19 protein-coding genes are annotated in these 21,863 nt (G+C 39.6%); 4 read left to right on the forward strand and 15 right to left on the reverse strand.

Features of this window, described 5'->3' with window-relative positions; all coding sequences use genetic code 11:
* Window positions 1-3 precede the first annotated feature (3 nt).
* Window positions 4-645 carry a CAP domain-containing protein gene (locus NR125_RS03245; protein ID WP_009330935.1) on the reverse strand — a complete coding sequence of 214 codons (642 nt, stop codon included), beginning with the start codon at window positions 643-645 and terminating at the stop codon, window positions 4-6.
* Between the two features lie 235 nt (window positions 646-880).
* Here NR125_RS03245 and NR125_RS03250 point away from each other — a divergent pair, with 235 nt between their 5' ends.
* Window positions 881-1,240: a YugN family protein gene (locus tag NR125_RS03250; protein WP_009330936.1), complete on the forward strand. Its 360-nt coding sequence runs from the start codon at window positions 881-883 to the stop codon at window positions 1,238-1,240.
* A gap of 99 nt (window positions 1,241-1,339) precedes the next feature.
* Here NR125_RS03250 and NR125_RS03255 read toward each other — a convergent pair whose 3' ends face one another.
* On the reverse strand, window positions 1,340-1,690 hold the full coding sequence (locus NR125_RS03255; RefSeq protein ID WP_009330937.1) for an Asp23/Gls24 family envelope stress response protein: 351 nt from the start codon (window positions 1,688-1,690) through the stop codon (window positions 1,340-1,342).
* Window positions 1,691-1,848: 158 nt separating this feature from the next.
* On the opposite strand from NR125_RS03255, the gene ytvI reads away from it, so the two are divergent.
* Window positions 1,849-2,907 (forward strand): sporulation integral membrane protein YtvI, encoded by a 1,059-nt coding sequence (gene ytvI / locus NR125_RS03260; RefSeq protein WP_009330938.1) that lies wholly within the window; start codon window positions 1,849-1,851, stop codon window positions 2,905-2,907.
* Window positions 2,908-2,979: 72 nt separating this feature from the next.
* Here ytvI and NR125_RS03265 read toward each other — a convergent pair whose 3' ends face one another.
* The 8 genes from NR125_RS03265 to cyoE all read right to left on the reverse strand — a co-directional run bounded on the left by NR125_RS03265 (window position 2,980) and on the right by cyoE (window position 11,071).
* Window positions 2,980-4,152, reverse strand: a complete 1,173-nt coding sequence (locus NR125_RS03265) for a GNAT family N-acetyltransferase (protein ID WP_071160281.1) — start codon at window positions 4,150-4,152, stop codon at window positions 2,980-2,982.
* Between the two features lie 130 nt (window positions 4,153-4,282).
* Entirely contained in the window at window positions 4,283-4,750 is a 468-nt protein-coding gene (locus NR125_RS03270) for a DUF420 domain-containing protein (RefSeq protein ID WP_009330940.1), read from the reverse strand.
* A gap of 235 nt (window positions 4,751-4,985) precedes the next feature.
* Complete coding sequence (ctaG, locus tag NR125_RS03275; protein ID WP_019381690.1) at window positions 4,986-5,888, reverse strand: cytochrome c oxidase assembly factor CtaG; 903 nt, start codon at window positions 5,886-5,888, stop codon at window positions 4,986-4,988.
* Window positions 5,889-6,079: 191 nt separating this feature from the next.
* Entirely contained in the window at window positions 6,080-6,415 is a 336-nt protein-coding gene (gene ctaF, locus NR125_RS03280) for a cytochrome c oxidase subunit IVB (protein ID WP_009330942.1), read from the reverse strand.
* A gap of 4 nt (window positions 6,416-6,419) precedes the next feature.
* The gene (locus tag NR125_RS03285) at window positions 6,420-7,049 is read right to left on the reverse strand and encodes a cytochrome (ubi)quinol oxidase subunit III (RefSeq protein WP_009330943.1); all 630 of its coding nucleotides are present in this window, start codon (window positions 7,047-7,049) and stop codon (window positions 6,420-6,422) included.
* Window positions 7,049-8,917 (reverse strand): cytochrome c oxidase subunit I, encoded by a 1,869-nt coding sequence (gene ctaD / locus NR125_RS03290; RefSeq protein WP_009330944.1) that lies wholly within the window; start codon window positions 8,915-8,917, stop codon window positions 7,049-7,051. The genes NR125_RS03285 and ctaD overlap by 1 nt, the downstream gene beginning before the upstream one ends.
* A gap of 27 nt (window positions 8,918-8,944) precedes the next feature.
* Window positions 8,945-10,021, reverse strand: coding sequence for a cytochrome c oxidase subunit II (gene coxB / locus NR125_RS03295; protein WP_009330945.1), 1,077 nt, complete (start codon window positions 10,019-10,021; stop codon window positions 8,945-8,947).
* Between the two features lie 111 nt (window positions 10,022-10,132).
* Window positions 10,133-11,071 (reverse strand): heme o synthase, encoded by a 939-nt coding sequence (cyoE, locus tag NR125_RS03300; protein ID WP_009330946.1) that lies wholly within the window; start codon window positions 11,069-11,071, stop codon window positions 10,133-10,135.
* Between the two features lie 648 nt (window positions 11,072-11,719).
* On the opposite strand from cyoE, the gene NR125_RS03305 reads away from it, so the two are divergent.
* Complete coding sequence (locus NR125_RS03305; RefSeq protein ID WP_071160284.1) at window positions 11,720-12,697, forward strand: COX15/CtaA family protein; 978 nt, start codon at window positions 11,720-11,722, stop codon at window positions 12,695-12,697.
* Between the two features lie 197 nt (window positions 12,698-12,894).
* On the opposite strand, the gene pyc is transcribed toward NR125_RS03305, so the two are convergent.
* From pyc to glsA, 4 genes are all read right to left on the reverse strand, one after another.
* Window positions 12,895-16,335, reverse strand: a complete 3,441-nt coding sequence (gene pyc / locus NR125_RS03310) for a pyruvate carboxylase (protein WP_071160286.1) — start codon at window positions 16,333-16,335, stop codon at window positions 12,895-12,897.
* Window positions 16,336-16,515: 180 nt separating this feature from the next.
* Window positions 16,516-17,718: an FtsW/RodA/SpoVE family cell cycle protein gene (locus NR125_RS03315; protein WP_009330949.1), complete on the reverse strand. Its 1,203-nt coding sequence runs from the start codon at window positions 17,716-17,718 to the stop codon at window positions 16,516-16,518.
* Between the two features lie 258 nt (window positions 17,719-17,976).
* The gene (locus NR125_RS03320; protein ID WP_019381685.1) at window positions 17,977-18,258 is read right to left on the reverse strand and encodes an Fpa/YlaN family protein; all 282 of its coding nucleotides are present in this window, start codon (window positions 18,256-18,258) and stop codon (window positions 17,977-17,979) included.
* 127 nt (window positions 18,259-18,385) lie between these two features.
* A complete protein-coding gene (glsA, locus tag NR125_RS03325; protein WP_009330951.1) occupies window positions 18,386-19,318 on the reverse strand; it encodes a glutaminase A in 933 nt (310 codons plus the stop codon).
* 138 nt (window positions 19,319-19,456) lie between these two features.
* Here glsA and NR125_RS03330 point away from each other — a divergent pair, with 138 nt between their 5' ends.
* On the forward strand, window positions 19,457-19,954 hold the full coding sequence (locus tag NR125_RS03330) for a molybdopterin-binding protein (protein ID WP_009330952.1): 498 nt from the start codon (window positions 19,457-19,459) through the stop codon (window positions 19,952-19,954).
* A gap of 460 nt (window positions 19,955-20,414) precedes the next feature.
* Here NR125_RS03330 and NR125_RS03335 read toward each other — a convergent pair whose 3' ends face one another.
* Entirely contained in the window at window positions 20,415-21,746 is a 1,332-nt protein-coding gene (locus NR125_RS03335) for a PhoH family protein (protein WP_180321099.1), read from the reverse strand.
* Between the last annotated feature and the right edge of the window lie 117 nt (window positions 21,747-21,863).

Consider the following 21,863-nt stretch of genomic DNA (forward strand, 5'->3'; position numbering starts at 1 on the left):
TTTTTATCCTCCTTGTTTTTTCTCAACAATAAATATGGTCCAATAGTGACCGTGCAGGCCTCCTTGAATATAGCCAACACCAATATGTGTTGCCTTTTTGCTTAGAATATTTTCCCGGTGGACTGAGGAATTCATCCAGGCAGCAAACATTTCATCAGCTGTTTTATAGCCCGCCCCAATATTCTCCTTTACGGTCAGGAAAGAAATCCGCTGATTCCTTAACATTTCAATAGGATTTCCATATGTAGGAGAATTATGTGAAACATATTCTAATTTCATCATGTCCAAAGACTTTTTCTTGGCTGCACCATTCAGATGCAAATCGGCAGATAATGGTTTAAGCCTTAATTCTTTTCGTTTTTGGTTGGCAAGCTTGATAAGCTCAATTTCATTCACATCCATTTTGGGAATAGCAATTTCCCTTCCATCACCGGGAATGATAATAATTTCACCAGGAAAAATTAAATCAGGGTTTTCTATTTGGGGGTTGCTATTAATAATTTCTTGTAAATCCTGCTGGAATCTTAGCGCAATTTCCCAAAGAGTGTCCTTTTGCTCAACCCTGTAATCTGTTGCTGCGCCCGCATGATCTGCTGTGAAAAAAATAAGAAAAAAGAAGATAATAATGGTTTTGAATTTCCGCAATTGACGCTTCCCCTTTCACAGTTTGGCAGCACCGAGTTTATATTTGCTAATGTTAAGGCAGCCAGTCATTCAATTATGGCATTTCAACTAACGTTCTTTCAGAGATCGATGTTTTCTTGCATGAATCCGTTGCAAGTTATCCTTTTTTCTACTATTATTAAATTTGAGATAAACTTGTTAAAATTATGCATGGATCGTTCATCTGAACCATGGATTGTTTTCAGGAGGGACAATTATGAAATTTGAAAACACAGGTCTGGAAAATAAAAAAGCAGACTTAACCCGCTTAGATGAAGTAATGCTTTCACACGGCCTGGTCCGTGAAGGGCAATGGGATTATGAAAGAGTTACATATGACCGTAAGTTCGAATTAAAAGAGGGTGTATTTTACCTTCGTGTGTTTGGATATGCTGCTGAAGGAGATGTAGGTGCACATAGAGCAAATATCCAGCTTATGACTCCCCTGCTTGGCAAACATTATTATCCGCATGGGGTAGAATACGGTGAAGGAGAAACCTTCCCTAAATCATTAGTAAGTCAATGCGAAAAAATTCTAAGTGAGATCAAAGCAGAGATTGACCAATTCGCTGAGTAATTTTTGCTTTTTCATTATGATTTATGAATTTATTTTTAACATGGAAAAGACGCATGAACATCATGCGTCTTTTTACATTAGCTGTATGACCTTAAAAAATCATCGTTCCGGAAGACTGTTTCCCGCAGGTATAATTTTTTGAATGGAGAGATCAACTCTTTTAACTTCCAGTCCGGTTAAATGAACAATTTCATCTTTGATTTCTTCCTGAATCTGGAGAGTTTCTTCCAAAATATTTTTTCCCTTTATAAAGTTAAGCTTAATCTTCAGATATACTTCAGTGTTTTTAAAAGATATTGAGATCGGGTCTTTTATTTTCTTAAAGAATGTGAATCTTTCATGATTAAGAGGAATGACGCTTTCTCTTTCCTGCAGGCTCGATTCTACGATTGCGGAGATTATATCACTGGCTGCCTGAATCGTCTCGAAGTCAAGATGATCATTATGCATCTTTCTTTCACTTCTTTCTGTACGATTTATTATATATCGGGCAATAATCTCTCAGTTTTAAACCAAATTACTTTCAGTTTTTATAATATTTAATGCATACTATAATCAAAGTGTTACGATCTTTTGATGGTTAACAAAATTGGGGAAGGGGACTTATTTTGTCTGCGATATTCACAAAACGTTTTTTATTAATATTGATTGCTGTAATTCTTATAACTGCCGTTTTTTATTTCATTTTGCCTGTTTCTGTTCCGCTGATTGTTGCATTTATTACCGCATTAATCCTGGAGCCGGTTGTGAAACTGCTGCAAAATAAAATAAAAATAAACCGAAGAGTATCCGTGCTGATTACTTTTCTAGGATTTGTCCTCTTCATTGGCTTATCAGGCTATTTTATTACGACAAAAGTGATAACTGAAGCCATTAAACTTGTTGAGAATGCTCCTATGTACATTAATGAAATCACAAAAGCATGGCTCAGGGCAGAAGCGGACTTTTCCAATGCCGCCAAAGACCTTCCTAAAGACCTTGTTGATGAAATAAGCAACCAGATTCAATCCTTCTTGAATAAAACGAAGAATGACCTTGTCGCTTACGTAAATATTGATAGCTTAAAAGCACTTCTGACAAACATCCCGAATTATCTTGTCAGTTTCATCGTATATTTGATTGCATTATTTTTGTTTTTAATAGATCTTCCCCGATTAAGGAAAGGCTTATATAATCACCTTACAGAAAAAACAGCAGATAAAGTCAAGTTTATGACTTCACGGCTGTCCTATGTCGGATTTGGCTTTTTTAAGGCCCAATTTCTAGTAAGTGTGATTATCTTTATCGTTTCCCTGATTGGATTATTATTCATCAATCCAGAAATGGCATTGATCATGTCTATAATCATTTGGATTATTGACTTTATCCCTATTATTGGCTCGATTGTCATTCTTGGCCCATGGGCATTGTTCCACCTGCTGACAGGAGATTTAGCTATGGGTACACAATTGGCAATTCTTGCAGCCGTCCTGTTAATTATCCGCAGAACAGTAGAGCCAAAGGTAATGGGCACCCATATAGGGCTATCTCCGCTTGCTACGCTAATAGCCATGTATCTAGGCCTGAAACTCATCGGAATACTGGGCTTCATTATTGGCCCATTACTGGTCATTGCGTTTAATTCCGCAAAAGAAGCAGGACTTATTAGGATGAATTTCAAAATATAAACTCAATGAATAAGTAAAAAAGCGTCCGCTAGGACGCTTTTTCTTTCCTGCATATATCTCTACTGAGTTTTCTTAAAAAAAGTCATAGAAAAAGGATTGTTGAACAGGAATTTTTCTTTCCAGTATCTCAGCATCATTTCTTGGTCCTTTAATTTCGCCTAAATCATATAACTCCATTGGCCTCTTATAGCCAATTATAATCGCTGAAAGGGCATTGATAGACAAGCGCAGACCTCGAGCTGGAGGTTTTGTGCATTGGCTTCCTTCTTTCTCTTTAAACACCCTGACACCATCGCCTGCAATTAAGTAGCTTCCATTATTCCATGGTGCATGGTGATCCTCGATATGAAGAAAGACATTTTCACTATTTTCATTGAATGAATATTGGCTGAGACACTTATCAGCATTGACGATTCTCCCCATAAAGTAAGGGAAAACCTCCATTTTTAAATATGGCTGATTCAGGTAATAAGGAAATGGATCGTGTACTGATGTAATGATCTTTACTTCCTCAACCATCGAATCATGCTGACAGATAAAATTCCATAAATTCACTCTGGCTTCCTGATTTAAAGCTGCAAATTCTTCGACCTCCATTTTATTGTCTTTTACTTTGAATAAAATATAGCCCTGTCCTTCACCTGCTTCGTCAAAGTACACCGCAACCTGATAGTCTGAATAAACAAAGTTCTCCCACCAATATGCGTCTCTTACAAGCCCGCCTGAATACCGCAGCATATATTCTTTATAAATTTTTTCTATGGTTTTTGTGTGCTGGTTCTTAGTATATCGTTTAATGGTCCCTGAAGGTTTTCCGGCCATTTGTAAATCTTTTTTGTTAATAAGGGTTTTCTTATATTCGGTGAATATCTCCCATCCGAATTTCCGATAGAAAGAAATATTAAAAGGATGCAAAAATGAAAAAAGCTGATCCTTTTTGTCCATCTCGATCAAAGCGTGCTTTATCAGGCTGCTTACATACCCTTTTCTCCTGAATTCAGGATATGTTGCCACACCTGCAACACCTCCCATGTTCCATTCAAATCCATTAATATGAACTTTAAGTGGGATGATGTGGAGCTTCGCAGCCAGGCTTCCCTCTTCCCAGATACCAAAAATGGAATGATTATTTAATCGGTCCTTCCTGGCTGGGATGTCAGCTTCAGGCACATTGTACTGAAAAGCATACATGGAAAGCTTCATGGCCTCTATATATTCATTCTCTGATAATTTTCTTACAGGCACAACATTCACTCCCAATTAAATATCCTTATAATATTCGCCATAAACTTAATAAGTCCTTTTAAAACAGGAAGTGGATATAATTATGAGCATAAAAAAATACCGCTGAATAGATAGCGGCATCTTTAACCTGTTACGTACCCAAAATCGCCTTAATGACAGAGGTTGTTTCTCCGCCGTGATAGAAAACATACAGCAGCAAATAGACTGCAACACCTGTTATGCCAGTAAAGAACCAGACTACACTAGTAACCGGGCCTAATTTTCTATGTGCTGCCAATTTATTTTTATAGCCTGTATATAATGAGATAATTCCTAATACTGCTCCTACAGTTGCAAGCGTAATATGAAAAATCAAGAAAATTGTATAATAAATTTTTATATCATCAGGGCCCCCAAAAGCAGTATTTCCTATAAATACTGTTCTGCTGGCATATATGATAAAGAAAATAACAGCAAACACAGCAGCCAAGGTCATTGTTTTTTTATGAGCTTCAAGCTTCTTTTGGCTAATTTGGACCCATCCAATCGCAACCGTTATTGCACTGAGTACAATAAAAGTAGTGCTGATGGTAGGCAGTATAGGCAATGAGTATTCCATAGATTCTTCCTCTCTCCAATATCGGTTTGAAATTCAGCAGTATGTTGTTGATTAGTACAAAGTTAATTTTAGTAGAGTGCACTGTTTTTTTCAACAAACTGTAAGGGCTTTTCATAAAAGTTCCTTAATTGTTCAATATTTATCAATTAGTAAGTGATAGATTTCATTGCTGGTTTAAGAAAAAGGAAAAATAAGTATTTTATAAAAAAAACTCCAGCCGCTGACTGGAGTTTCATTATTTTACTAAATGCGGATTTAGCATTGTTTCTTCCTCTGAAGGTGTAATTTCCTGTTCTTTTTTATACCATGCATAGAAGATTTGCGCGAGGATGATGCCATAGACAATTTCCTGGATGATCTTCATAATTACGCCGCCAAGCTGCTGGTCGTGTATAAGTGACATTGAATTAAACATTTCGGGTCCGCTGAGGTTCAGGCTTGCCAGTGTTGCAGATGGGACACACAACTGAAGCGCCTGCGCCCAGGCATTCGGATCAGAATATGTGTTGTACATTGGAGTATCTGCAAATATGATCAGTGCACACGCTGGTGTCAATAAAACACCATTGGCAAAAACATATCCTACCTTTTTCAGACCGTCAAGGGATTCCATTTCAGGGAGCTCATTAATCGTCGGCCACCACATAAAGATTGCAAGCAGGAACAGAGCAGATGTATACACAGTATGGAACATCATATCTGTTTTGACTACATCAAAAACATCCGGTATGTGGTAAATGGAAAATACTCCATTAAACAGGATTATGGCTATTAATGGCTTTGTAAAAAGACGGAATACAGGTTTAATAGCTTTGTGATTAATCACTGCTCTCCATAACCATTGAGGGACTCCCATGACAACAAGGGGAGGAACAACTAAATACAGGATAGCCATTTGAATCATATGTGCATAGAACATTAAATGGCCCATCAAATCCACAGGGGAGCCCTTAATTACATATAACACGATCATCGCGACAGTAAAATAAACACCCTGCCTTCTAGTTAAAGGCTCGCTATTCTTGAACTTTCCGCGGTACTTTATTGTAATCATATAGTAGCCTGTAAGTATCAATAGTACAAATAAAAAGAAATATGGACTCCAAAGTGCACGAAAACCGAATATTTCTAAAGACATGCTTTCACCTCATTCAATATTGATCACCTGCCATAAACGCATCCTGCCATGAATATTCTGCTTTCCATATTGACAAGTATCATTATACTCTTTTCAGCCTGCAATCTCAATAAATCAATAAATGCTTATTAATTTGCTAAAGCTGCGTTACATAAAAAGAAAATCGGCCATCAGCCGATTTTCTCTTATACTTACCACCAAATAACAGTCAAGAAAGCAATGATTGTGATAAATCCGACTAATGCTCCGGAATATAAGAACAATGCAGGTGCTTCATGACCTTTGTGACTCATATGCATGAAATAATATAATTGAAAGATTACTTGCACAATTGCAAGAATCAGGATGAATGGAACAATAAACCATCCAGAGAAACCTTCATAACCTGCTGCTACGAACGCAACAATTGTCAGGAAGATCATAAGTGCAAAGGTGATAACTTGATGTTTCATCTCTTCTGCACTTTTTTTGCGTCTATATTCAATGTCTACTCTTGGGTTACCTGAGTTTGGTTGTTGATTGGCCATCAGTTTATCCCACCATTCCCATTAAATATACTACAGTGAAGATGAATACCCAAACAACGTCGATGAAGTGCCAGTACAGGCTGGCAACATAGAACTTAGGAGCATTGTAAAGGCTTAATCCCCTCTTGCTGTTGCGGATCATTAAAGTAGTGATCCACAGTAAACCAAATGCAACGTGACCACCATGGAAGCCGACTAATGTATAGAAAGCTGAACCAAAGGCGCTGCTTGTAAAGCTATGATGGAATTCATGCACATAGTGATTGAACTCGTAAATTTCCAATCCTAGGAATCCAAGTCCAAGCAAAACAGTAATTCCAAGCCATAGCTGCATCTTTTTAAAGTTAAAATTCTTCATGTGGTACATAGCGTACACGCTTGTTAACGAGCTTGTTAATAATAGCATCGTCATAATGAATGCCAATGGAATTTCAAACAAGTCCTTCGCTAAAGCCATATCACTGCTAGGTACTTTATCTTTTAAGGCAAGGTATGTTGCGAAGAGGGATGCGAATAGAACCGTCTCTCCCCCAAGGAAAAACCAGAAACCTAAGAATTTGTTCTTGGCTTCGAGGGTTTGCTTTTCAGGCGACGCCGGCCAAGTTTCATAAGTCATTTTTTGTTCAGCAGCCATTATGCCTTAACCCCCTTATCATTATTATCTTCCAAATCTTCTTTATGAATGTGGTATCCATGATCATCCTTAACAGAACGAACAAACATAGAACCTAAGGTAATAAGCATACCAGCGATTAGGACTGGAATACCCCAGCTATGCTCCGCTCGGTACATTGCACCAAATGCAGCAACAAATAGACCTAAAGAAATTACAAATGGAATGAAAGAGTTGTTTGGCATATGAATATCACCAAGCGGCTCAGCAGGTGACATGCCTTTTTTGCCTTCCATTTTTTCAAGCCAATATGCATCAAGACCGCGAACCAGCGGAAGCTGCTTAAAGTTGTAGAATGGTGGCGGTGATGGAATGGCCCATTCTAAAGTACGGCCATCTCCCCAAGGATCATTGCCAACTTTTTCATTTTTAACACTTGTAATGACAATATTAATTAACATAATGATTACTGCAGCTGCCATGAAGAAGGCACCGACAGTACTAACCATATTTGCCGTTTCAAGTCCCTGTCCAGGAAGGAAAGTGAAGATACGGCGAGGCATTCCCCAAAGGCCGAGGAAATGCTGGATAAAGAATGTTAAATGGAATCCAATAAAGAATAATACGAATGTAATTTTTCCAAGGAACTCGTTTAGCATTGTTCCGAACATCTTTGGCCAGTATAGATGTGCACCTGCAAATAATGCAAACACAACACCGCCGACAATAACATAATGGAAGTGAGCAACTACAAAGTAGCTATCATGGTACTGATAATCCTGTGCAGCAGATGCAAGCATTACACCAGTTACACCGCCGGCTACGAAGGAAGGAATAAAGGCAACAGCCCAAAGCATTGGAGTTGTGAACGTTATGCTTCCGCCCCACATTGTAAATAGCCAGTTAAAGATCTTAATACCAGTCGGTACTGCAATCGCCATAGTGGCAACAGCAAAAATTGCGTTAGCAATCGGCCCCATACCAGTTGTAAACATATGGTGAGCCCATACCATGAATCCTAAGAAACCAATAAGAACCGTTGCGAATACCATGGAAGAGTATCCGAAAAGACGCTTTCTTGAGAAAATCGCAAATATCTCAGAGAAAATACCGAAAGCCGGCAATACCAAGATATAAACTTCAGGGTGACCAAAAATCCAGAAGAAGTGCTCCCAGATAATTGTATTACCGCCCATTGCCGGATCAAAGAAGTTAGATCCAAACATACGGTCGAAAATTAACAGGAATAATCCTACTGTTAAAGCAGGGAATGCAAACAAAATCAATGCAGATGTAACAAAAGTTGCCCATGTGAACATCGGCATACGCATGTATGTCATACCAGGAGCACGCATGTTAATGATGGTAACAAGGAAGTTAATACCCCCGATTAACGTACCAGCCCCTGATATCTGCAGCCCAAGTGCATAGAAGTCGATCCCATGCCCTTCAGAAGCAATTGATAAAGAAGCATAAGAAGTCCAGCCGGCATCAGGAGCTCCGCCTAAGAACCATGATAGGTTCAAGAAAACTCCGCCAAAGAAAAACAGCCAGAATCCTAAAGAATTCAAGAATGGGAACGCAACGTCACGCGCACCGATTTGAAGTGGCATAACTGCATTCATAAAAGCAAAAATTAGTGGCATAGCCGCCAAGAAGATCATCGTTGTACCGTGCATTGTTAATATCTCATTATACAATCCGGCACTTACAAAGTCATTATTTGGTACTGCTAGCTGGATACGGATGAACATAGCTTCCAATCCGCCAAGCAAGAAGAAAAATCCGCCAGCTATAAGATAAAGGATTGCGATTTTTTTATGGTCAACTGTTGTTAAGTAATCCCATAAAACCGCTCCGAAACCTTTTTTTTGTGCTAAGGTACTCACAATTTTACCTCCCTTTTCAAAAATCCCCTATTGTTCGGTAACTTTCAAGCCCATTAAGTATTCTGTAAGGGCATCAAGCTGTTCTTCAGTCAATTCGCCATACGTACCTGTCATTTTATTTCCAGGCTTGAATGTCTCTGGATCTCTTAACCAATCCTTAAGATCTTCCTCAGTATGGTCAAGGATACCAGCAATACGGTCACGATCACCGAAGTTCGTTAAGTTAGGAGCTAGACGAGCTGCTTCAGGAGCAGTGTTAGCCGGTGTTACAGCATGACAGCCGATACAGCTGTTATTGAAGACTTCCTGACCAGCTTGAGCCAGATCTGTCTCTGCCTTTTTAGGTTCTTTAACGTCCTGCATGGCAGTTACCCATTGATCGAATTGATCTCGTGGAACCGCTTTAACTTTGAAATCCATTAGAGCGTGGGAAGGACCACAAAGCTCAGCACATTTTCCATAGAAGAAATTATCAGCCTCAGCAGCCTTTTCACCATCAAATTTCAGCCAGAATTTGTTCACGTTGTCAGTGTTCGTATCCAGCTTACCGCCTACAGCAGGGATCCAGAAGGAGTGCTTAACATCTGAAGCAATAAGATTGAAATAAACTTTTTCATCAGTTGGCACAACTAATTCCTGGCCAGTGATAATTTCCTGGTTTGGATATTCAAATTCCCACCAGTATAAGTTTGCACGCACATTAACAACAAGTGCGTCTGTTTTGCCTTCTTCATTCTTCTTTTCCATTGGGCTTACATCTGCAAGCTTAAAGGTAGCAGAAACTGTAGGTACAGCAAGAATTAGAAGCAAAAGAATAGGAATAACAGTCCAAATGATTTCCAGTTTGTGGCTTCCTTCAACTTGTTTTGGAATTCTGTCGTCCTTGCGGCGGAATTTAAAAATAACAATAAAGAAGATTACTGTTACGACCGCAATTACTCCTACCATAATTGCAGTACTTAACACCATCAAATCAAATTGTGTTTGCGCCACTTCGCCGGCAGGATTCAGCGTAGATAAATACGGTTTGCCTGAGCAAGCGGAAAGAATGAGCGCCATCATTGCAAACAGAGAAAAAAGACGCCACTTTGCAAGCCTTTTCATAGCTTAATCAAACCCCTCTTTCGTAAAAATTTCATTTTTTGAATTGTTTGATCAAAAAATATGGATAAATCCTCTCTCGTTACTAGCGAAAGAAAGAATTTCCTAACTAAGTTAGATAATTGTGATGATCACCATAGCTACAAACATGATGGTCAGATATTGCAGGGAGTATACAAACATTAATGTAGCCCATTTTATATCATTGTTAAATCTCCTTGCATATAATCCCGTCAATAACCATCCAATATTCAATACTGTGGCCAGGATTAAAAAAGGCAATCCAAGTGATGGCATAAGAAATGGCAGCGGCAATAAAGCTGCAACCCATATGTAAATATGCCTTTTGGTAGCTTTAAACCCTTTTACAACTGGAAGCATGGGAACTCCCGCAGCCCGGTATTCCTCCACCCTTCTCATTGCTAAAGCATAAAAATGAGGAGGCTGCCAGATAAAAACGATAGCGAACAGCACCCAAGCCATTGGGTCGAGATTGCCATCGGCAGCTGCCCACCCGATCAGCGGGGGAACTGCTCCTGAAATGCTGCCTACAATCGTATTGGATACAAATCTGCGTTTCGTCCACATTGTATATAAAACAACATAGCTGAAAACGCCAATTAATCCAATTACAACTGCTGCTGCTGTTGTAAACATTAAAAAGGCCGTACCAAGGCCAATAAGCAGAAAGCTCAAAAGTGCAACCTTGCCCGGGTTTACTTTCCCAGTAACAGTTGGCCTCCCTTTTGTTCTTTCCATTAATGGATCAATGTCGCGGTCAATATAATTATTTAGGCTGCAGGAGCCTGCAATAATCAATGAGGAGCCAATGACTGTATAAAGAACCAGATCAAGATTATTGAAAAATCCCTTTCCGGAAAAGTGCAGTGCAAGCCAAAGTCCGGTGAAGGTTGTAATCAGATTGGAGTTCACAATGCCTATTTTGATTAGGGCAAGAAAATCCTTCCAAACTGTAGTTTCAGGTATATCTTTTTGAAGGCTTCGCTTACTGTCCTCAATTGCAGCATCACTCAAAGCCCGTGAGTTAGACATATCTTTTCCTCCTTTATCTCTTATCGCAGACAAAAGCTATCTTTGCACAACACCTACTATAAAGCATAAATGCCTGCAAAGCTATGTACGCGATAAAAAACGAGGGGTAAACCCTGGATGAATAATAATAATCCTAATAGTTTTCTTCCATTAATAATGTATTCAAACTGTTTATTATCTAAATGAAACTAAACCATTTCTCTGTATATTAAATCACACTTTAAAACTCTTTTGTGAATTTTTTTAGAATAATTTATGACTAATTTGTGTCAAAAAATAAATTCACTTAAAGAATGGTTGCTTTTTTGAGATAATAAAACTGCTTCAGAAAACTACAGAAGAAAAAATATACTTACTTTTATGTATTTTGTGATACTTTCCGCGACAGGGGTTATCCATTTTATACCCCCTTTATATTTCTAGCAAACTCCATTACAAGTTTCAACCTTTTTTACTATAATTAACTTTATAAATTTTATTACTGTTGTAAAAAAAGCTTTATTCCTGTACTATCGAAAAAGTAAAATGACGCACATTACTATATGGCTTTTTATAGAATCTTTGATAAGATAGATAACGGACAAATACTTAGTAATTCAATTGTTTTCCCATTGATAGACATAGAATATTTAAAGAAGGTGAAAGGCTTTGCAACGATCTTTAAAATGGTTTGCCGTTCTTACAACTATCGGCATGCTCTTAATTTTGCTCGGCGGTGCCCTGGTAACTAAAACTGAATCAGGAATGGGATGCGGAAAATCCTGGCCGCTTTGCAATGGCGAATTTGTTCCAAGCGACATTACTCCTGAATTGATTATCGAACTGGCGCACAGACTTGTTTCAGGCTCAGTTGGTTTTATGGTCCTGATATTATCGATTTGGACATGGAGAAAATTGGGACATATAAGGGAAACAAAGTTTTTATCACTCACTTCATTCTTCTTCCTTGTCCTCCAGGCTTTAATTGGAGCGGCCGCAGTAGTATGGGGGCAATCTGATTTTGTACTTGCCCTTCATTTCGGGATTTCCTTAATATCATTTGCTGCAGTACTGCTTTTGACTTTGCTTATCTTTGAAGTAGATAAGAAATTCGAAGCCGAGAAGCTCATTATTGATAAAAGAATGAGGAAACATATTATTGGAGTTTCTATATACAGCTATGCTGTTGTATACACTGGCGCGCTTGTGCGCCATGTTAATGCAAGTCTTGTCTGCCGTGACTGGCCGCTTTGCTTTAACGGTTCTTTCGCTCTTCCGGAAAATATGTATGAATGGGTGCAAATGGGCCACCGAGCTGCTGCCGGATTAATTTTCATATGGATCGGTTACATTACTTATCTTGCAATTAAGCATTACAAGGAGCAGAAAGTTGTTTATTGGGGCTGGATCATTTCATTTATCTTAGTAACCCTGCAGGTTGCTGCTGGTGCATTAGTTGTTTTAACACGACTTAACCTGTATATAGCTCTTGCCCACGCATTCTTTATTTCCTGCTTATTTGGAGTATTAAGCTATTTTATCCTTCTGTCCTCACGGAGCAGGAAGAATGAGCTTGCTGTTTCAGCTGTTAGGGAAAATGAGAAAAATGATGACGCTGCTATCCCGACCATTACTTCCATTCCATAATTGCTTTAAACAAAAGAGCTTCGGCAAACTGCCGAAGCTCTTTTGTTAATTTTTCGCAGTCTTATGGGAGTGAGACCCCCACTTCATGACACAGTGGAATCAAGGAGGATAGAAGGGCCCAAAAAGAAGAACAAAGACTGTGGCCTCCTCAACTAACAATCAGTGGGGATAAGATCCACACTGATTGCAGTTTCACTTTATTTTGACAGCTCTATCAATAAGTCTCCTGTTTGAATTGCTTCACCGTTCGAGACATGGATGTCTTTAACTGTTCCAGAAAATGGCGCCTGTACAGTTGTTTCCATTTTCATAGCTTCTGTAATCATTAAGTGATCGCCCTTTTCGACTTTTTCACCTTTTTCTACAAGCACCTTGATTACAGTTCCCGGCATGCTGGCAGCAATATGACTTTCATTATGCGGATCAGCTTTTGCCTTGGAGGCTACAGTTGCTTTAATGCTTTCATCTTTTATGCTTACTTCACGAGGCTGGCCATTCAGCTCAAAATAAACAATTCTTGTGCCATCAGCTTGAGGCTGGCCAATAGAAACTAATTTTACTATCAATGTTTTACCTGTTTCAATTTCAATTTCGACTTCCTCACCCAGCCTTAGACCATATAGGAATGTTGGGGTGTCAAGAACAGAAATATCACCAAATTGTTCACTGGTCTTAATATAGTCCATAAATACTTTTGGATACAATGCATAGGCAATTGCATCAAAGCTTGTAACTTGCCTGCCCAGTTCTTTAAAGAGTTTTTCTTTTAAAGCATCGAAATCCACGTCTTCAAGAAGCTCACCCGGGCGGACAGTGATTGGCTCTCTGTCTTTCAATATGACCTTTTGCAGTTCTGCCGGGAATCCTCCATACGGCTGTCCTAAATAGCCTTCAAACAATTCTACAACTGAGTCTGGAAAATCCAGAGATTTGCCTTTATTCAAAACATCCTGCTCTGTCAGCTGATTCTGGACCATAAATAACGCCATATCACCAACTACCTTGGAAGAAGGTGTAACTTTAACGATATCACCAAACATTTGATTCACACGGGAATACATGTCCTTAACTTCATCCCACTTATCTCCAAGGCCAACAGCTTTAGCCTGCTGCTGAAGATTACTGTATTGTCCGCCAGGCATCTCATGCTGGTAGACTTCTGAATGAGGGGCCTTCATGCCGCTTTCGAAGTCCTGGTAATATTTGCGTACATCTTCCCAATAGTAAGATAACTGCTCAAGCGACTGGATATCAATTTTTGGCTGTCTGTCATTCCCCTGCAGTGCGTAATATAAAGAATTAGCACTTGGCTGGGATGTTAAACCTGCCATTGTGCTTAGGGCCGTATCCACAATATCCACTCCAGCCTCAATAGCTTTTGCATATGTGAAAATTCCATTTCCGCTCGTATCATGAGTATGAAGGTGAATTGGAATATCAACAGTCTCTTTCAATTCAGATATAAGGGTGTATGCTGATTGCGGCTTCAATAAACCAGCCATATCTTTGATTGCCAGTATATGGGCTCCCTGATTCTCTAACTCTTTTGCCAGGTCTTTATAGTATTTAAGATTGTACTTTGTTCTTGCAGGATCCAAAATATCACCTGTATAGCACATGGAGGCTTCTGCAATTTTCCCTGTCTGGCGGACAGCATCAATTGCGACTTCCATCCCTTTAACCCAGTTAAGGCTATCGAATATCCGGAAGACATCAATGCCAGCGTAGGCTGATTTTTCAACAAACTCTCTTATTACATTATCCGGATAGTTTTTATATCCTACTGCATTTGAAGCACGAAGAAGCATCTGGAATAAAACATTTGGCATTTTTGCGCGCAATGTCAGCAGCCTTTCCCAAGGATCTTCTTTCAGGAATCTATACGCAACATCAAAAGTTGCACCGCCCCACATTTCAAAGGAAAACATATCAGGAAGCAATTTTGCTGTCGGTTCTGCGATATGCTTCAGGTCATTCGTCCTTACTCTTGTCGCTAGCAATGATTGATGGGCATCACGGAAGGTCGTATCAGTAATTAAAACTTCTTTTTGCTCTTTAATCCATTTAACAAGTCCTTCAGGACCGTGATTATCTAATATTTGTTTTGTGCCATCCTGGTAATCTGTGCTGTATTTTAATTTTGGCACCCGCGGCTCATCAAATACCGGACGTTTCTTCTTTTCAATTCCCGGGAATCCATTAACAGTTACATTCCCGATATAACTCAGCATCTTTGTTCCGCGGTCTTTCCTTTTTGGGAACAGGAATAGTTCAGGTGTTTCATCAATAAATGATGTATCATATTCCCCTCTTAAGAATTTCTCATGTTTTACTACATTCTCAAGGAAAGGAATATTTGTTTTAATGCCCCTGATTCGGAACTCTTGCAGGTTCCGCACCATTTTTGATGCTGCCTGCTGGAAAGTCATAGCGTGCGTTGAGAGTTTAACAAGCAGTGAATCATAATAAGGGGTGATTACTGCCCCCTGGAAACCGTTCCCCGCATCAAGCCGCACGCCGAAACCGCCGCCTGATCTGTAAGCCATTAAACGCCCAGTATCAGGCATGAAGTTATTTAAAGGATCTTCTGTTGTAACACGTGATTGAATGGCAAATCCATGAATGTGAATATTTTCCTGTTCCGGAACACCCACTTCTTTACTGTGCAGCGAGTAGCCTTCAGCCACTAAAATTTGTGTTTGTACAATATCTACTCCTGTTACCATTTCGGTGATCGTATGCTCAACTTGCACACGCGGATTTACTTCTATGAAATAAAACTGATCACCTGATACAAGGAATTCCACAGTTCCTGCATTAATATAATCTACATTCTTCATAAGATTGACAGCAGCCTGGCATATATCATCTCTTAATTTTTCGGAAAGAGATACGCAAGGTGCTACTTCTACAACCTTCTGGTGACGCCTCTGGACTGAACAATCTCTTTCATACAGGTGGACAATATTCCCTTCATTGTCACCAATAATTTGTACCTCTATATGTTTTGGCCTTTCTATGAATCTTTCAACATAAACTTCATCATTTCCAAAAGCAGCTTTAGCTTCCGACTTTGCACGCTCATATGATTCTTTAACATCTTCCAGGCTCCTTACGATGCGCATGCCTCTTCCGCCGCCGCCAAGTGAAGCTTTAATGATAATGGGGAATCCGTGATTTTTGCCAAAGCTAATCACTTCATCCAGGCTTTCTACAGGGCCATCACTGCCTGGAATAACCGGAATTTCTGCAAGCTGTGCCTGGGTTCTTGCTTTAACTTTATCCCCAAACATGTCCAGATGCTTAGAAGTAGGACCGATAAATATGATGCCCTCTTCCTCGCAGCGTTTTGCGAATTCAATATTTTCCGACAGAAATCCGTATCCCGGATGAATGGCATCAACATCACTGCTTTTCGCAATGTCAATGATTCCTTCAATATCCAGATAGGCATCAATCGGTTTTTTTCCCTTCCCTACCAGGTAAGCTTCATCTGCTTTATAGCGGTGATAGGATCCGGAGTCCTCTTTGGAATAGATGGCTACCGTGCGGATATCCAGCTCTGTGCAGGCACGGAACACTCGAATGGCAATTTCTCCTCTATTGGCTACTAATACCTTGTTAATTCTTCTGCTCAACCAAAACACCTCGTCTTTATGTATTTTTTGGCAATATTCTGCCAAATCCAAGTTGAGGCCGGGTGGGTTTCCCGCTGGCCGGCCTTAGTAACTTTGAATTGGCTGCTCCCTGATGGAAGCAATTATGTAATCAGCTTCTGCTGATTGATGTATAAATAAAGCACTGAAAAGTTTCTGTGCCTATTTACGAATGGAAAATGTTTTTTCGGAAGCCAGTTCCATGGATTCCGGTTTTGTCTGTTCATTTTTATTTTTGTATTTTTGTTCATAATTTACAAACATAGATACATTGACTAAAATCCCCATTGCAATCGAAAGCTGAAGCAGAGATGAACCTCCATAGCTGATAAATGGAAGTGTGACACCTGTCAGCGGCATAACACCGGAAATCCCTGCAAGATTGATGAATGCCTGAATACCTATCATAGCTGATATGCCAATAGCCAATAAGCTGCCAAAAGCATCTTTACACTTTAAACTGATAAAGATTCCCCTCAGGACAATATACCCGAGAAGCAAAATTACAAAACCTACTCCAAATGCCCCAAGCTCTTCAGCAATTACAGCCATAATGAAGTCTGTATGCGCTTCAGGAAGATAACCAAGCTTTTGTATGCTTTCGCCAAGACCGAGCCCTTTTAATCCGCCTGCACCAAGGGCAATATAGGAATTCGATAGCTGATACCCGAATTCTGATCCAAAGGGATCCCTAAATGCTTCGACCCTGCCCAATCGATAAGGTGCGAAAATCTTATCTTTTAACAGAAGGATAAAAGGCGCAGCTAATATTACCCCGAATAGTCCTAGCCTAAATATGTTTTTGAAATTCATGCCTGAAGTAAAAATGACGGCAGCTGCTACCAGAAAAATAATCATCGCAGAACCAAAGTCAGGCTGAACTGCAACAAGCAAAGCAGCTAGAATCAGATAAGCAAGCGGGGGAAGAACCCCTTTATTAAACTCATTAATATAGGGCTGCTTTTTTGCATAGACAGCTGCTAAATATATGATGACTGAAAGCTTGACAAATTCTGCAGGCTGAAGGCTTCTGCTCCCGATTTCAAACCAGCTCATCGCCCCGCCGGCTACTTTACCAAAAATAAATAGCGCAATCAGGCCGAATAACGAAATGAACACCATCGGAACAAGAAATTTATTGCTTTGCATTGCTTTGTAAGGAAATAGAGCGACAATAATAAAAACAATTGCACAGATAATTAAATGCATTTTTTGCTTATTATAAAAATAGTCGCTTTCCTGATCATAGATCTGCACCGCTGTTACCATGCTTGCACTGAATACCATAATGAGTCCAAAAACAGATAACAGGGCAACTGCAATAATCAGGGTATAATCATATGATTTTAATATTTTTTTAAACATCCAGCCCTCTTCCCTTATCTTCTAAAGTTTATTACTTATTCTACTATAGTATTGAATATCCTGCTTTGAAGAAAAGAAAAGTTAATTTAAATGTAACACAGCAAAGAAAAAAATTCTATAATTATGCCATACTAATTTAAAAATAAGTTATACAACTTAGGGGTTTCTTTTCTTGTGGATATACTATTTCATTTCTTTTAAAATTCATGCAGTTATAAAAAAACTCAAACAATCTTTAAAAGATGTTTGAGTTTTTTTTTATTTTTTTACTGAGGCTTCGTGGAGCATGGATAGCTCCCTTTCCAATTCATCTAAAATAGCCTTGCCTTCAGCCTCTTCAATTAATCCAAGACGGACAGCAAAATCTATTTCTCTGGATAAGCCAAACATCTGGGTATCAAGAACCTCTTCATATAGAGGACATTGAGGCATAGTCAGATTATCCATTTGCACCTTAATTAATTTTAATATTTTAGCAGCATCTGCCTTTAATAGAGCATTTGCTTTTTCTTTGTGATCAATAATCATGTCAGAAGCCAACTTTCAATCCCTCCATTTCCGAGCGATCATCCTATCTATAAATTTTATACTTAAGCTTGGAAAAAAGCAAGGATAATAAGGGATTCGACCAGGAATTCCTTCATAATATACTCACTTTCCATATATTTCAAAATATACTGTAGTCATTTCGATTTGAAAGCATTTCAAGCACTTTTACACCAGCGATGCTATTTCCTCTCTTGTCCAGGGAAGGGCCGAATATGCCAATTCCGCATTTATTTGGCACCACAGCTAGTATTCCACCGGATACCCCGCTCTTTGCTGGTATGCCAACTTTAATAGCAAACTCTCCAGAAGCATTATACATCCCGCATGTCACCATTAACGTCTTGCAAACCCTGGCAATATCAGACGGAATAACCTCTTCATATGTTTCAGGATCTTTTCCATCCAATGCCAGTACTGCACCTGCCCTGGCAAGATCAAAGCAGTTCATTTCGATTGCACACTGTCTTGTATATATGTCTATTAGTTCCTCTACATCACCATTAATTACACCATGCTGTTTCATAAAATAGCATAAAGCCCTATTAAGCCATGAGGTTTCAAATTCAGATTTTGCAACTATTTCGTTACAAGATACATTTTTATCATTTACGAGCCGCCCCACAAACTCTATTATACGATGCCATTTTTCATCGGAGCTCTCACCTTTTATCATATTAGTTACTGCTAAAGCTCCTGCATTAATCATTGGATTTAATGGTTTAGAGGGGATTGAAGTTTCCAGTTTGGAAATTGAATTGAACGGGTCACCAGTTGGTTCCATTCCCACTTTTCCGAAAACATATTCGGATCCCATATCCTGGATCGCCAAAGCCAAAACAAGAACTTTGGATATGCTTTGAAGAGTGAATTTATTTTGATAATCACCCGCGTAAATACAGCTTTTTTCTTTGATATTATATACAGCAGCTGAGAGGTCATGCCTATTTACCTCTGCAAGTGCGGGAATATAGCCTGCCACCTCTCCATAAACAGTATGCAGGGCTGCCTCATTAACAATCTTCTGAAGATCAGCGTTTGTATGACATGTCATCTGTGAACCTCCCGGATTCGTTCTTTTCATATTGATATCTTGTCCCAACTCACTGCGGGGAATGCCTGTATGACAAGCCGCTCAAAAATCTGTATACTTACCCTATACATACATTAATGCGCCGACAGGAGGATCAATATGGAAAATATAATTGCCTTTAAAGGAAACGTTAAATACCAAATCACCTTAGATCCAGGAGTCTGGATATTCGATGATCGGAGACTCGATTTGACAACATACTTTATTCAAGATGGCATCAGGAAAAATGAACTTGAGGAATATACCAAGGCAGTCTCAAAGCACTGGGATAGAGAAATCATGGAAGGCGCAGTATTTCCTCCAACACTTAAAACAGAAAAGAAATTTGAAAAAGAAAAGGTTCTGACAGGCACTTTCGGTATACCTTTTAAGCCATTTCTTAGGAATGCAGAACCAAAGGAGAATGCTGAAACTGTTATCATTGAAAGTGAAGATGGGGAAATTCGATTAACTTTATCTCTAGCCGACGATTTGATATTAGGGTTCTCAAAGGATGGAAAACCTTTAAAAGAAGATGGGCCAGTTCATGTCTATTACGGGGATGGAAGCAATCAAAACTCACCCATAAAAAGAGTGAAGGCATTTAGAGTGGAATGACCGGAGAGGGCGATTGTGCATCGCCCTTTTATTTAATATATACAATATTTGAACGCCCAAAAATGTCTAGCGAATGAAGCCTGCCCCCCTCGAGGTCACATGCTTGTCTAGCTGAGGCTCCTAGGGACGAAAGACTAGCCAATCCCTTTCCAGAAGGAAAAAACACCTTCATGCAGGACTTTCTTATGCTTGTCGTCCCTGGGCAGTCGCCTGCACATTTCGGGCAATCCTCCCAAAAAGGCAAAGTACGCCTTTCCGGGAGGCTCGTCTTGTGCTTGAGGCCCCAGGACAAGGAAAGGAAAGCTTCGGCTGCATAAAATTCGCACCACCTAAAGCGGTAGCTTTTGGGAGGACGTGTTGTTCTTAATCTGGTTTATTCGTGGGCAAGGCGCTTGCGCTTTTCTTTCGGGAGCCAAACGGGCATAAAGACTGCAGATTCCAGAGCCGCTTTCATTGCAGGCTATAATAGGTCAGCAGCAAGTTGGGCAAGGCCAGATCTCTCACCTTTAACAAGCTTAACATGCCCTGAGATAACCTGATCTTTAAATCTCTCCACCACATAGGTGAGCCCGTTGTTATAAGCATCCAAGTAGGGATGATCTATTTGCTCAGGGTCTCCCATCAGGACAATCTTACTTCCTTCCCCCACCCTGGTTAAAATAGTTTTAACTTCATGTTTTGTCAGGTTCTGTGCTTCATCAATAATAATAAATTGATCTGGTATGCTTCTCCCCCTAATATATGTCAGAGCTTCAACCTCAATAGAGCCCATACCAGCCAATATCGCATCCAATTCACCTGGTTTTTTGACATTAAACAGGTACTCTAAATTATCATATATCGGCTGCATCCACGGCCTTAACTTTTCCTCTTTTTCTCCGGGAAGGAATCCCAAATCTTTTCCTACCGGTACAATGGGGCGAGCCACCAGTAATTTTTTGTACTGGCCATAATCTTCTGTCTGCATTAATCCGGATGCCAGCGCCATAAGAGTTTTCCCAGTCCCTGCCTTTCCGATAAGAGTAACAAGCGGCAGATCATCTCTCAGCAAGAGCTCAAGAGCCATTGTTTGCTGGACGTTCCTTGGCTTGATCCCCCAAATATGATCATGGTCAAAAATAAGCTTTTTCACTTTTTTTCCACCTTTGTCCACAATACCAAGCGCAGACGAAGATGAACCCAGCGCATCCTTCATCACCAGAAACTGATTAGGGTAGAAAGGATGGTTCGCTATTTCTGATAACGGCAGTTCTCCTTTTTCATAAAAGCGGTTCATAATATCGAGTCCGATATAGACTTCCAGAAACCCAGGATATAAATGATCATTTTCAACCACACGGTCACTTAAGAAGTCTTCTGATATTAGCCCGATAGCATCCGCTTTAACTCTGACAAGGGCATCTTTGCTTACAAGAATAACCGTTCGTCCATTTTCTTTTGTCTCTTCCTCAAGTGATAGGTTTTTTGCAACTGCCAAAATCCGATTATCATTTGTTTTTTCTACAAAAATCTCTTGAAGTTCATGAAAAGACCTATGATTTAACTCAATTCGCAGGCTTCCGCCATTTTCAAGAGGTATTTTCTCATGCAGCTTACCCGTCTCCCTCATGCTGTCAATCAGCCGGGATACTTGCCTTGCATTCCTCCCAATTTCATCCATATACCTTTTCTTAGAATCAACTTCTTCTAGTACTACAGCCGGAATGACTACTTCATTTTCTTCAAATGAAAATATGGAATTAGGATCCTGCAACAAGACATTGGTATCTAATACGTAAATTTTACTCAATATGATGCCTCCTGCTCCTCTTGTGTCTTTATTTAGCAAATTACAAAAGCGAGGTCCCCTGCTTGCGGATTTGCAGCTTCATGAAAGAATCACCTTCAATCTTGATGGATATTCTCCTGT

The organism is Cytobacillus sp. Bac17, assembly GCF_024519925.1.
Lineage (GTDB): Bacteria > Bacillota > Bacilli > Bacillales > Cytobacillaceae > Cytobacillus > Cytobacillus pseudoceanisediminis.